6 protein-coding genes are annotated in these 14,460 nt (G+C 45.8%); all 6 read left to right on the forward strand.

Annotated features, from left to right (window positions below; translation table 11 throughout):
* Window positions 1–11 precede the first annotated feature (11 nt).
* The 6 genes from NC796_RS15385 to NC796_RS15410 all read left to right on the forward strand — a co-directional run bounded on the left by NC796_RS15385 (window position 12) and on the right by NC796_RS15410 (window position 14,459).
* Window positions 12–1,568 carry a RagB/SusD family nutrient uptake outer membrane protein gene (locus tag NC796_RS15385; protein ID WP_310685643.1) on the forward strand — a complete coding sequence of 519 codons (1,557 nt, stop codon included), beginning with the start codon at window positions 12–14 and terminating at the stop codon, window positions 1,566–1,568.
* 122 nt (window positions 1,569–1,690) lie between these two features.
* Complete coding sequence (locus NC796_RS15390) at window positions 1,691–5,041, forward strand: VCBS repeat-containing protein (protein ID WP_310685644.1); 3,351 nt, start codon at window positions 1,691–1,693, stop codon at window positions 5,039–5,041.
* 619 nt (window positions 5,042–5,660) lie between these two features.
* Window positions 5,661–8,567, forward strand: coding sequence for a SusC/RagA family TonB-linked outer membrane protein (locus NC796_RS15395; RefSeq protein ID WP_310685645.1), 2,907 nt, complete (start codon window positions 5,661–5,663; stop codon window positions 8,565–8,567).
* A 50-nt stretch (window positions 8,568–8,617) separates the two neighbouring features.
* The gene (locus NC796_RS15400) at window positions 8,618–10,282 is read left to right on the forward strand and encodes a RagB/SusD family nutrient uptake outer membrane protein (protein ID WP_310685646.1); all 1,665 of its coding nucleotides are present in this window, start codon (window positions 8,618–8,620) and stop codon (window positions 10,280–10,282) included.
* 122 nt (window positions 10,283–10,404) lie between these two features.
* Window positions 10,405–13,824, forward strand: coding sequence for a VCBS repeat-containing protein (locus tag NC796_RS15405; RefSeq protein ID WP_310685647.1), 3,420 nt, complete (start codon window positions 10,405–10,407; stop codon window positions 13,822–13,824).
* A 47-nt stretch (window positions 13,825–13,871) separates the two neighbouring features.
* The gene (locus NC796_RS15410) at window positions 13,872–14,459 is read left to right on the forward strand and encodes a hypothetical protein (protein ID WP_310685648.1); all 588 of its coding nucleotides are present in this window, start codon (window positions 13,872–13,874) and stop codon (window positions 14,457–14,459) included.
* The last annotated feature ends 1 nt before the right edge of the window (window position 14,460 follow it).

Genomic DNA, 14,460 nt, shown 5'->3' on the forward strand with positions numbered 1-14,460 from the left:
AAGGGACTGCTATGAAGAAACTAATTTATCTTTTAACAATAGGACTGATCCTTCTGGGATGTACCGATCTAACTGATGTGGATGAAGACGGGATTAGCAGGGATGTTGTGGAGGGAGGCGGGAGTGGCATTGATAATCCAGCCGCAGCTTTGACGGGTGCATATTCCCAACTTAATGAGCTAACCGGTGCAGGTGAAACTTTTGCCCTCATGGAGCATTCCTCAGACGAAATGATGGGGCCGACCCGGGGCACTGACTGGAGCGACTTTGGCGTGTGGCGTCAGTTGCATGCGCATATTTGGGATCCGGCCCATTCCGAGGTACTGGAAGCCTGGAACGACCTGAATGCTGGGATCTTCAGGGCTACCCAGGTGGTGGATGCCCAGGGAGCCACGGCTCGACAAATATCCGAAGCCCGTTTTTTGCGAGCATTCTTTATGTTCTACGTCATGGACCTGTATGGCCAGGTTCCATTTCGACCCTCCGACGCCGGACCAGATGATATTCCGCAGGTGTTCAGCCGGACTGATGCTTTCGATTTTATTATCGAAGACCTGACCAATAGCCGCCCGAATCTGCCTACATTGACTTCAGGCGCTGATGCAGGAATAGCCTCACAGGAAGCTGCAGATTTTCTGCTGGCCAAGCTGTACCTCAACCGGGCGGTTTACACTTCCTCAACTGCTGAAAACCCGTCAGCTGGCCCATACACTTTTGAAGATGTAGATATGGATGAAGTGATAACGCGGGTGCAGAATATCATTGATAATCCCTATACGGATCTGACTTCGTTCTATCATAATTTCCACTGGGATAACTCCACGTTATCCAACGAGCTCATTTTTGTCATAGATAACCAGGCAGGAGCCCCAACCGCAGTGGTCGATCCCTTTGTCTGGACCCTGCACTATAACCAGACGCCCCGCGCATGCTGCAATGGGTTTACGACCATTTCTGATTTTTACGGCCGGTTTACTGACGATTCGGACATCCGGAAAAGTGCTTATATCCCGGACATGTCTGCTACAACGGGCATATTGGGCGGCTTCTTAGTTGGCCAGCAATATGGAAGTTATAATGCACCGGATAGCCCGGAGAATCCGTTAACCGATCGCGGAGGTAATCCGCTGATCTTTACCGAAGAAGTAGACCTGCTATACTCCAATGAACGCATGGGAATTCGTGTCATCAAATACCTGGTGAACCCGAATGACTACAACAACCCAGGCACGGACTTCATCTTCTTTCGCTATGCCGATGCATTACTGATGAAAGCGGAAGCTCATTTCCGCAAAGGTGAAACCGGGGAAGCACTGAATATCATAAATACCATCAGGGAGAATCGCGAGGCTACCCCGCTACAGAGCCTCAGCGAGGAAGCAATACTCAATGAACGGGGATTTGAGATGTATTGGGAAGGGTGGCGGCGTAACGACCAGGTTCGTTTTGGCCAGTTTACTGAGGCCTGGGATCAAAAAGAAGCCTCCGACCCATATCGGGTGCTTTTCCCCATACCACAGCGGGCTCTCGACACCAACCCGAACTTAATTCAAAATGCTGGCTACTAAATATATCAGGTTCAAGAGATAAAATGACTATTCAAAAAAGAGGCCTGTACTATTCCAAGGCCTCTTTTTTTGAAATAAAGCTGGGAATTGCTAACCGTTTGAAAATTCATTTAGAGAAAACGATGAACAAACAAATAATCAGACCTGCGCGAAGCTCAGTTATATTGATTGTAACCTTTACTCTGTTGTTGTATGCCTGTGAACCACCTGTTCCCAAACGATTTTCTCAACTTTCTCCTGATATAACGGGAATCACGTTTATCAACCGATTAACGCCGACACCGGAGCTCAATATTTTTAACTATCTCTACTTTTATGACGGCGGGGGCGTGGCCGCAGGAGATCTTAACGGGGACGACCTGCCGGAACTGTTTTTTACATCTAATCAGGAAGAGAACAAAATCTATCTCAACAAGGGTAATTTCGAATTTGAGGATGTCACTGACATTGCCATTGGCACTTCCGAGGATGAGTGGACGACAGGCGTATCTTTTGTTGATATCAATAGTGACGGGAAGCTCGACATTTATGTCTGCAATGTGGGGGGATATCTGAATTTGAAAGGAACAAACCGGCTCTATATCAACAAGGGAAATAATGAACAGGGGATACCGGTCTTCGAGGAGAAAGCCGGGGAATATAGCTTGGATTTGATGGGTTTTGGCACCCAGGCCGCCTTTTTTGATTACGACCTGGACGGGGACCTGGACATGTATATGATGAATCACTCTGTTCACTCCGCCGGCACTTTTGATTATTCCACTATCCGACAAAAGCCGCACCCATTAGCTGGTGACAAACTGATGCGAAATGACGGCGGCCGGTTTGTGGATGTAACCGAGCACTCCGGGATATATAGCTCCGCACTGGGTTACGGGCTTGGAATAGGGATCAGTGACCTGAACCAGGATGGGTACCCGGATGTGTACATCGGCAATGATTTCCATGAGGACGACTACCTGTATATCAACAATGGGGACGGGACTTTTACAGAATCGCTGGAGGAGATGATTCAACATACCAGTCGCTCCTCAATGGGCAACGATTTGGTTGATATCAACAATGACGGGCTGGTTGATATTTTTTCCCTGGATATGCTCCCAGAAGACTACGAGAAGCTGAAAGCAACGGCAGGTGAGGACACTTACCAGATCTACGAGAGCAAACGACGTTACGGTTACAAACACCAGTTTTCCAGGAATACGCTACAGTTGAACCGGGGCAGAGGCAAGTTTAGTGAGATCGGTCTGATGGCAGGCGTTTATGCCACCGACTGGAGCTGGGCCGCCCTGGGAGCCGATTTTGACCATGACGGGCATATGGACCTGTTTGTCTCCAATGGCATCAGGGGACGTTCGAACGACCTGGATTACTACGAATACATCACACAAGATGCTATTCAAAATCGGCTCAAAGGGAAGCTCACCGAGCAAGATGTAACGTTAAGCAATCGGATGCCGGTCATCAAAATCCCGAATTACATATTTAAGAATGACGGGAGTTTAATTTTTGAGAATGTGTCTAATAGTTGGGGGCTGGACCAGGAAACGTTCTCCAACGGCGCCGCCTATGCGGATCTGGATCTTGATGGAGATCTGGATATTATTATCAATAATGTAGACCAAGAGGCGTCAATATTCAGGAACAATACAGTCGAAGCGTTTCCAAATGCCAATTACCTCAAAATTAAGCTGGTAGGCCCCAAAGACAACCGTTTAGGAGTGGGAACAAAGATTGAGATTCCTCTTGGAGCGGATAGCATAATATTCAGGGAGTTGTATCCTGTGCGGGGATACCAGTCTTCTGTGGAATATACCCTGCATGTGGGACTGGATACTATGCAAGTGATACCCGAGCTCACGGTCAAATGGCCAGACGGAAAATCGGAGACTCTGATGGGAGTAACTGCCAACCAAACCGTGACAATATATTACCACAATGCTTTAGCTCAAACGATAGAAACAATGCTGACGGCCTCCGTTGAAAGTCCTTTTACCGAGATTACCCGGCAGCTTGCTATTCCATACAAGCATGAAGAAAACAGCTTCGTGGAGTACACTCGTGAGCCGTTGATTCCCCATATGATTTCCAAGGAAGGTCCTGCGATTGCAGTGGGAGACGTAAACGGTGATGGGCTGGATGACTTTTATGCCGGTGGCGCCAAACGGCAAGCCGGAAAACTTTTTATTCAGCAACACAATGGGAGCTTTATTGAAAAAGAATCTTTTGCATTCCAGGAGGATTATATCCAGGAAGATGTAGATGCTACCTTTGGAGATTTCGATAATGATAGCGACCTGGACCTGATCGTGGTTAGCGGGGGAAATGAGTATTACGGCCATTCTGATTATATGCTTCCGCGGCTGTATTTAAACGACGGTAGCGGCCATTTTTTGAGGAGCCGTGAACGTTTGCCAGATCTCTACATAACTGGTTCGGTAGTAGCGAAGGGTGATGTCGATAACGACGGTGATATCGATCTGTTTGTTGGAGCACGGGCTATCCCGTTGAACTATGGTAAACCGCCAACTAGCTACCTGCTTGTTAACGAGAATGGTTCCTTCAAAATTGATACCACCGCTTATGGCAAATCTTTTACAAACCTCGGCATGGTAACCGATGCGGAGTGGGCCGATATGAACAAAGATGGCAAGATAGATCTTGTCGTAGCTTCTGAGTGGTCACCGCTGCGATTAGTATATAATTTACAGAAGAAAGGTGGAACCAGCGTTGTCGAACTTCCGAACTCTACCGGCTTGTGGAATGCTGTGACGCTGTCCGACCTGGATAATGACGGATTCCCGGATATAATAGCCGGAAACCTGGGGTTAAATTCAAAATTCAGGGCTTTTCCATCGGAACCTTTGCGCATGTATGTCAATGACTTTGACAGGAATGGAATCGCGGAACAGATTATCACCTATATAGATCACAAAGGTGAGGAGCGGCTTTTCGCAACAAAAGATGAATTGGCGACACAGTTGAACTACATCAACGAGAGATTTGAAAGTTACAAATCCTTTGGCGAGACTTCTCTTCATGATGTGATCGATCGCAAACTGTTATCATCTGCAGACAAGTATGAGGTTGATGAACTGAGGTCATCTCTTTTCTACAACAAAAAGGATCATTTTGCAAAAGAACCGATGCCGGTAACTTCACAATTTGCACCTATGCGTGATTTTTTCATTTATGACCTTGATAACGATCATTATTCTGATATAATAGGTGCAGGAAATTTCTATGAAGCTGCTATACAGCGGGGTCGTTATGATGCGAGTTTTGGCAATGTATTACTTAACAGGGGAGATAGGGGATTACAAGAGGTGTCCAATAGTAAGCTAAACTGGTTTCTTGAAGGAGAGATCAGAAAAATAAAAAAAATCAGGTTAGGGGATAAAGATATACTGGTAGTAGCTGCAAATAATGCGCCTTTACGTTTTTTTCTGATAGAACCTTTTGGTAGGCGCTGACATAAAACGGGTATTTTCTGTAAAAGCAGTATGTGAGGTGATAGTGTTAAAAGAGTCCTGGAATAATGGCTTGTAATGATGTGATTATTGTACTTCAGGTGTTTTGTAATATCTGAAGGTTTTACACCATTACTTTTGCATTTATGCTCAAAAAATATCACATATTCTCCCACTTGACTGGAAAATAGGCAGGAAAAATGTTGCTACTATATTGTATGATTCATGAAGTTGTAAAAGTCCCTATCTAACTTTTTGCATAAAAGAAAAAAAATTGCATCTTTAGGCAGTTACATTTTAATGCTTGTTATCTAATAGGTGTGGGTTTAACCTCTCGCAATCAAAATTACTAGGGAAATTGGTTGCACTCAAGAGGCTTACCTCTTGACAGTTCATTTAAGCTAATCTCCCAATTTAGAAGCTTAAATGTAAACGCTTACACCTTGGTTAATCTAAACTAAACACGAAGGTAAAAATTATGACAGGGAAAGGGTTACGACTTCATAATTGTATATCTGCGTTTATCCAAGAGCGTCGGTATACATTAAGAAAGAGATTGCTAAATGCAGGGCTAGCTGCATTGGTAATTTTTGCATTTTCAGCTGGCCAAGCGCTTGCACAAGTGCAAGTATCTGGTACAGTAACTGACGCCGGGGACGGCCAGCCATTGACTGGGGTTAACATTGTAGTAAAAGGAACTACAATTGGTACTTCCACAGATATTGATGGCAACTATGAATTAAATGTTCCTTCTGCGCAGGATACACTGGTGGCCTCTTTTATAGGCTACATTTCACAGCAAATTCCGGTTAATGGCAGAAATACCATTAATATTGACCTGCAATCCGATGTCCAGCAGTTCGAGGATGTCGTTGTAGTGGGGTACGGAACACAAGAGAAACAGCAGATTACAGGTTCAGTCTCCAGTGTCAAATCTGAGGATTTTGTAACCGGTAATGTAAATTCCGCCGGAGAATTGATTCAGGGTAAAGTGCCGGGGTTGACTATCGCGTCGAGTGGGGGAGACCCGAACTCGAGTCCAACCATCAGGTTGAGAGGTATCTCCAGTTTTGCATCCGCTCAGGAACCATTGGTTGTTGTTGACGGAATTATTGGAGCGAGTCTTGATAACCTGGATCCCAATGATATTGCATCCATTGACGTGTTGAAGGATGCTTCCGCTTCTGCAATTTACGGAACCAGGGGAGCTGCGGGTGTAATTGTGGTTACTACCAAATCAGGTGGCGGATCGGGCCCGGGGGCAACCCAGACCCAGGTTAACTATAACGGTTCGGTTTCTATGGTTGGAGTTGCAAACCGGTTGGACGTGTTGAGTGGCCAGCAGTTTCGGGCACTCTCTGAAGAAACCGGGACAGCCATTAACGACCTGGGAGCCAATACCGATTGGTTTGAGGAAATTACCCAGACCGGCTATAATCACATCCACAACCTGGCGCTTTCAGGTGGAGATGCAAACACCAATTACCGCATTTCGGGTAACTTCCGGGATAATACCGGTATTCAGCGTCAAACCGGTTTTAACCAGATCAACGGACGTATTAATCTGAACCAGCGGGCGTTGGATGATAAATTAAGCCTCACGCTTAACCTTGCATCGACAAACAGGGAAGAGCAGCGCGGATTTGATTCAGCTTTCAGGTATGCTGCAACGTTTAACCCGACTGCTCCTGTAATGTCAGATGGTTTCGAAAATACAGGTGGATTTACCGAAATCGCCTCCTTTGATGTCTTTAACCCGGTGGCAATTATCGAAACTGCCGAACACGATGCAACCGAAAAACGGTTTAACGGGGCACTCAGAGCCGATTATGAATTTGAAGACCTGGTACCTGGTTTATCAGCTTCTGCGTTCTACTCGCTGGAAACCGAAACGGAAGAAGTGAATCTCTTCTATGCTCAGACCAACAAGTTTACCGGTGGAGCAACCAAGTCGAGTCTTGGTCCCGGTCTCGCACAACGATTCATAAACAGTGATGAGAGCGAGTTGTTCGAGGCTACTGTTAGCTACAATACCGACATCAGCGATCTGCGCCTGGAAACAATTGCCGGTTATTCCTACAATGACTTTTTAGAAACCGGAACCAGTGCTCAAGGCGGCGACTTTATCAGTGATGCTGTTGGATTTAACAATCTTGGGTTTGCGCAGGATTTCAGCCAGGGTGAAGGAACGGTAGGAAGCTACAAGAATACACATAAAATTATCGGATTTTTTGGAAGGGCAAATCTCAACTGGGATGACACGTACTTCCTTAATGCCAGTGTTCGTCGAGAAGGTTCTTCCCGATTCGGAGAGAATGAAAAGTTCGGTACGTTCTGGTCAACTGGTGGTGGTGTAGAACTCACCAATATTTTCGAGATCGATTTCATGAGCCAGTTGAAAGCTCGCGCCAGTTATGGTGTTACCGGAAATGATGCACCATTCAGCGGCATCTCCAAGCTTCGTTTTGCCCCGGGAGGTAACTTCTTCGTTGGCGGAAATTTTGTACAGAGTTTCGGGCCGGTCAGTAACCCGAATCCAGATCTGAAGTGGGAGGAAAACCATGAATATACTGTGGGACTTGACTTCTCAATGTTCAATTCTCGTTTGAATGGTACCGTTGAGTACTATGAAAAAACGACCAAGGACCTTCTCTTTGAGGTTCAAGTTCCCGTTCCGCCAAACCTTTATCCCACGCGATGGGAAAATGTCGGAGAGCTTGAAAACAATGGATTTGATGCAAGCCTGGATTATGCTTTCATCCAGAGTAATGAAATGAACTGGAATTCAGGGTTCACATTCTCCACATTCAACACCGTGCTGAGCAGGTTCGTCTCTGGTGATGAGATCTTTATCGCCAACGCAGGGTCACCCGGCCAGAACAGTACGCCGCTGATTCGTGTGAAAGAAGGGGAACCCCTCGGTCAGATCTGGGGCCCTGAATTTGCCGGAATTGGTGATGACGGAGAATGGAGATTCTTTGATGCCGATGGCAACCGGGTGAAAATTGATGAGATTACCCGTGACGATGAAAAAGTGATCGGCAACGGTCTGCCGGACTTCAGTATTGGCTGGACCAACAACTTTAATTACAAAAACTGGGATGTCAGCACGTTCATTCGAGGAGTTTTTGGGCACGATCAAGTTAACACTTTCAGCCTGTTCTACGAAGTCCCCTCCTCCATTTCTACGTGGAACGTGCTCGAGTCAGCCCAGCAGATCTCTAACCTGACGTCACCTCCCACATTTTCAAGTTTCAATGTTGAGGATGCGTCATTTGTACGATTCCAGAATGCCAGTATCGGGTATACGGTACCGCTTCCTGAAAATAGCCAGATTAGCAGGTTGAGACTTTCGGTCTCAGGAAACAACCTGCTCACGCTGACGGGATATGACGGTATTGATCCGGAAGTTAGCTTTGAGGATGATGTCGATCCGAATAACCCGAATCCTCTGGCGCCGGGCATTGAACGCCGAAACAACTGGTTTACGGCACGTTCATTTACGTTCGGTGTAAATCTCGAATTCTAGGAAATTGTATAATGAGAATAAAAAATTTAGAATCTATGTTTTCAGATAAGATGAATAAACTAAGTAGATACGTGGGGCTGCTGCTTCTTACAGTAGTCTTTACGCTCGGCTCTTGTACTGATCTGACCGAGACCGTGGATGATCAGGTGACTTCAGAAAACTTCTTCCAAACAGACCAGGAATTCGTCTCTGCACTGGGTGATGCGTATGGCCCACTTTCTCGTTGGGGTGGACATAACGGTAACTCATCTAACAACGAAATCTCGACGGATGAGATGATTGTTACCCAGAAAGGGGCTGACTGGGAAGATGGTGGTGTATGGATCCGTATGAAGCGGCACACTTTCGCCTATGACGATCCAAACATTAATAACGCGTGGCTGGATCTCTACTCCGGCGTTAACAACTGTAACCGCCTGATTTTTCAATTCGAATCATTAGTTGAAGAGGGAACGGTATCGCAGGAAGACGCCGCTGGATTTATCGCAGAACTGAAAGTGCTGCGGGCGTTTTACTACCTGCAGTTGCTCGATAACTTCGGTAATGTGCCAATCATTACACAGTTTGAAGGTGCAGATGAGAACCCATCCCAGCCAAGCCAAAACTTCCAGGAGGGTCGTACCGCTGTATTCAATTTTGTTGAAGATGAAGTAACGGCAAATATGGATCAGCTCAGCGAGGATGTCGGTTCAACCTACGGGCGTGTCAACAAGTGGGTTGCCCACATGATTCTTGCCAAGCTGTACCTCAATGCTGAGGTCTACACAGGCACTGAGCGTTGGTCTGATGTAGTTACACAAGCCAACGCCATCATTGATTCCGGTAACTTTAGCATGGCGGCAAATTATGAAGATAACTTTGTCGTAAATAACGAAGGGTCGCCGGAATTTATCTTCGCCGTGCCATACGACCAGGTGTTCCTGCAGGGTTTCAACATGGTGATGATGACCAATCACGTTGCCGCCCAATCGATGTTTGAACTGCAGGCTCAGCCATGGAATGGTTATGCAACCATGGAAGAGTTCTACCGCTCCTACATCGATCCACAGCAAAATCCAGGTCCACAGGGTACTGTATTTGGTATTGAACCAACTTCGGAGGAGACTCCGGGTGTTGAAGAGGTACAGGGTACCCTGGATGACAGGCTTAGCAACTTCATTGTTGGGCCGGCATTCAGCACTTCCGGGGAACGGATCTCCGATGATGGGGCAACCGCTGCCGATCCCAATGGTGCACCGATCAGCTTCCATCCCCAGATTTTTAATCTAGAGCCCAACGGACTCCGCCAAGCGGGTGCACGGGTCGGCAAGTTTAAGTTCGAGATTGGAGCTACTTCCAACATGAACAATGACTTCCCGATCTATCGCTACACCGATGTACTGCTCATGAAAGCGGAAGCTTTATGGCGTATGGATAACAGTGACGCAGAAGCTCTGCGCCTTGTCAATATGGTCAGAAATCGTGCAGGTGTGGATGACTTTAACAGCTTAACGGCAGATCGCCTGCTAGCAGAACGCGGCCGTGAAATGTTCTATGAGATCTTTCGCCGACAGGACCTGATCCGGTTTGAAGGTGATGAAGGGGCAACCGAATTCAATGATTCGTGGAAATTCAAGCAGACCTCTCCAGATTGGAGAAATGTATTCCCGATCCCACGAGATCAGCTTGAAGCCAATAACAACCTGGTACAAAATCCTGGCGACTATCAAGGATAAGTACCTGTTTTAATGGCATAAATTATATTAAAGAAACATGCAGGAGACTGCATGTTTCTTTTTTTATGATATCTTGCATTCTTTACAAAGAGCACGGTTAATTTGTACCAAGCTGTACTTTGATGAGCAGATTTTCTTTTTTTCTCTATATACTCTGTCTCTTTTATTTAATTTCGTTAAACGGATGTTACTCATCGGATTCCAGCGAGACCGAACTATTTGAACGACTTCCAAGTTCAGAGACCAATATCAGCTTTAAAAATCAGCTTGATTATACCTCTAAACTTAATCCGTATACGTATCGAAATTTTTTTAACGGTGGTGGTGTAGGTCTTGGGGATTTTAACAACGATGGCAATGTAGATATTTTTTTCACCGGGAATCAGGTTCCCAACAAGCTCTATCTAAATCAGGGAAATTTTAAATTTAAAGACATTACTGAACAAGCCGGCGTGGCCTCCGAGGGGGTATGGTCGACAGGCGTTAGTATAGCAGATGTGAATGGAGACGGATGGCTCGATATTTACGTTTGTAAATCCGGGAGTCCGGGAGGGAAAAACCGGCACAATGAGCTGTTTATAAACAACGGTGACCTGACGTTTACTGAGAAGGCTGAAGAGTGGCGTGTAGATGTAACGGGGCTTTCCCACGATGCTACATTCTTTGATTACGATCGGGATGGGGATCTGGATATGTATTTGTTGAGCAACTCATTTGAACCTGTAACCGGCGCCTCAATGCGAACCGGGAACCGTACGAATCCAGATCCCAAAGGTGGAGATAGGCTGTTTCGGAATGAGATGATCTCGAAACAGGGCAGTTCAACAACTCATTTTACGGAAGTGACGCAACAAGCCGGAATTTACAGTAGTGCCATCGGGTTTGGGCTGGACGTGATGGTCGGTGACATAAACGCGGATCACTGGCCGGATATCTATATTTCAAACGATTATTTTGAACGGGACTACCTCTATCTAAATAATCAAGATGGCACATTTTCTGAGCAATTACCTTCGATGATGAAGTCGATCAGCCTCAGTTCTATGGGAGGTGACATGGCCGATATTAACGGCGATACAAGACCTGATATCTATGTTACTGATATGCTGCCGGAGGGATTAGCTCGTCAAAAATCCACCACCACATTCGACTTTTGGAATGATTACATAGGGCGTGCAAACCAGGGATATTATCATCAATTTGTTAGGAATACATTACAGCTGAATCGGGGTTCCTTGAACCTGAATCAGACTGGAAAAAGTGCGACAGTTCAGTTCAGCGAAATTGGTCGTTTAGCGGGAGTATATGCTACTGATTGGAGCTGGGCGGCACTTATTGCAGACCTGGATATGGATGGCCGAAATGATATCTATGTGACAAATGGAATTTACAAAGATCTCACCAACCAGGATTACGTGAGTGACAATCGCAGCATGGAAAGGGTGCGATCGGTTGCAGAGGGTGAAATGGAGGTTAAACAGCTTTTTGCGGATATACCATCCACACCGGTTAGCAATTATGCATTTAATGCTGCAGGCTCTTACCAGTTTAAAAACAGTGCGGAGGAATGGGGACTTGATAAGCCTGGATTTTCGAATGGCGCCGCATACGGTGACCTTGACAATGATGGGGATTTGGACTTGGTTGTTAATAATGTGAATGAAGCAGCATCTGTTTATCGAAATCGTACTGATACGCTCAAAGCAGCTCATAATTGGCTCCAGGTTGACCTAAAGGGAAATAGGCCAAATACTGGGGCGGTAGGAACTCAACTGACACTTTGGGCAGGTGATGAGGTTTTTTACCGCGAGCAGATGCCTAATCGGGGCTATCTGTCCAGTATTGACCACCGCGTACACTTTGGGCTTGGAAATAATAATCAGGTAGATTCTCTCAAAGTTATCTGGCCGGAGGGTACTGATACGTTGTTAACACAAGTTTCGGCGAATGATGTGTACGTTTTAGAACAATCGGTTCGAGAAGATGGAATATCAGGAGTTGATCAAAGTCTCCAAAATACCCGTTCAGAGTTACAAAATATTACTGATAAGGTACAGATCGACTATGTTCACAACGAGAACCCCTTTGTTGACTTTGAGCGGGAGAAACTACTCTTCCACATGCTTTCCACCCAGGGACCCGCAGCCTGTGTTGCAGATCTGAACGGTGACGGTTTGGATGACCTCTATCTGGGCGGTGCAAAAGGGCAGCCCGGTTCTCTTTACATGCAAAGGGAGGGAATGAAGTTTGAACCTGTAGCATCTGAAGTTTTTGCAACAGATCGCCAGTCGGAGGATACGGCATGTACGTTCTTTGATTCCGATGGGGATGGCGACGCTGACCTGTATGTGGGCAGTGGAGGCAGTGAATTTCCTTCAAGCTCTTCGGCGATAGCAGATCGTCTGTATATTAATGATTCCGGAGAAGGCTGGATCAAAGCGGAAGGCGTATTGCCATCGAGTATTTATAGTCCTACTTCAACGGTACAGGCAGCTGATTTCGACGCTGATGGAGATTATGATCTTCATGTGGGAACGCGGCAAAAAACTTTTGCTTACGGCCTCCCGGTTGAAGGGAAACTGCTTGAGAATGATGGTAGCGGATCGTTTTCTGACCGAACGGAAGAGTTTGCCATGGAACTCAAGGATTCAGGTCCCATAACAGCCAGCAGGTGGTTTGATTATGATCTTGACGGCGATCAAGATTTAATTGTAGTAGGAGAGTGGATGCCAGTTCGAATATTTCAAAACCGATTAGACGAAACAGGGCGGGCCACGTTTAAGGAACAGACCGAAGCCTTGAGGCTGGACAGTACAAACGGCTGGTGGCAAAGCGTGGAAACTGCAGATCTTAACCACGACGGCTATCCCGAAATTATTGCCGGCAACCAAGGGCTCAATTCAATGTACAAGGCCAGCAAAAGTGAACCCATGATATTACAAGCCGGAGATATTGACAGAAATGGGATAATTGAGCAGCTCACCTCCACAACTGTTGACGGTGTGGGAATCCCGATTGTTTTGCGACAAGATCTGCTTAGCCAGATTCCGTCGCTGGAGAAGAATTATCCCTCTTTCAACTCATATGCCGATGTGACTATCGATGAACTGTTGACCGGTTTGGAAACACAGGATATGACAGAACGAAAAATTTACACCACCAAGTCTACCATTTTTTGGAACAGGAACGGGAAATCGTTTGAACCTCGAACTTTGCCGGTGGAAGCCCAGTTTTCACCGATATATGCTATCCAGATCGATACATTGAAAAGCAGGCTCTATACTGCAGGGAACTTATACCACGTTAAACCACAGATCGGCCGGTATGATGCCAGTTTTGGCACAACAATACAGGTCGAAGGAAATGAAGATCTCACTGTCGTACCTCACTTAAAATCCGGATTTACCGTGGAAGGTGAAATTCGTTCTATTCACAAACTTAAAACGGGAACGGGTACTGTTTACGTAGTAGTTCGAAATGATGATACTCCGGTTTGGTTTAAAATAAGCAAGGAAAATTTAACCCAGTCAATTCCCCATTAATCTCACATGCTATTTAACTATCTAAATTAAAGACAAAACTGATTTATATGAATCGAAAGGTACTGTTGATTTTTTCTTTTGCCCTGATTTCTTGCTGTTATATCTCATGCGAGCAGAAATCTGCATATGAACAGCTCGTGGACCGACACTACCAAAAGGGAACCCAAAATGACAGCCTGTTTCTTGGATATCATTTTGGTATGACCCGAGATGAGTTTTACGATCACAGCTGGAAGCTCAATAGCCAAAAGGTTGTTCGTGAAGGCAACAATAACGAGTCGGTTCGTTACGAAGTGGACAACCTGAAAAGCAGGGCCAAAAAAAATTTTTATCCTCTTTTTCACCAGGATTCAATTTACAGTATGCCGGTAAAATACTCCTACACAGGGTGGGCCCCCTGGAATAAAGATCTTTGGGCAGATAGCTTAGAACAGGATATCTTGAAAGTTTTCCAGGAGCGGTATAACAACCGTTTCCAAAAAATGACGCATCCCGAAAAAGGCGTCCCTGCACATATCCTCATTGACGGCAATAAAAGAATAGCGATCTACCAGATGGATGATAATATGCAAGTAGCGGTTGTATATACTGATCTTGACGTGCTAAGCCAGATTCAAAAAGCCGAAGAGGAGTAAC

The organism is Aliifodinibius sp. S!AR15-10 (assembly GCF_031569985.1).
GTDB lineage: Bacteria > Bacteroidota > Rhodothermia > Balneolales > Balneolaceae > JAMQKA01.

Coding starts and splice junctions, on each gene's coding strand:
- NC796_RS15385 (WP_310685643.1), top strand. CDS start 12: ATGAAGAAACTAATTTATCTTTTAACAATAGGACTGATCCTTCTGGGA.
- NC796_RS15390 (WP_310685644.1), top strand. CDS start 1,691: ATGAACAAACAAATAATCAGACCTGCGCGAAGCTCAGTTATATTGATT.
- NC796_RS15400 (WP_310685646.1), top strand. CDS start 8,618: ATGAATAAACTAAGTAGATACGTGGGGCTGCTGCTTCTTACAGTAGTC.
- NC796_RS15405 (WP_310685647.1), top strand. CDS start 10,405: ATGAGCAGATTTTCTTTTTTTCTCTATATACTCTGTCTCTTTTATTTA.
- NC796_RS15410 (WP_310685648.1), top strand. CDS start 13,872: ATGAATCGAAAGGTACTGTTGATTTTTTCTTTTGCCCTGATTTCTTGC.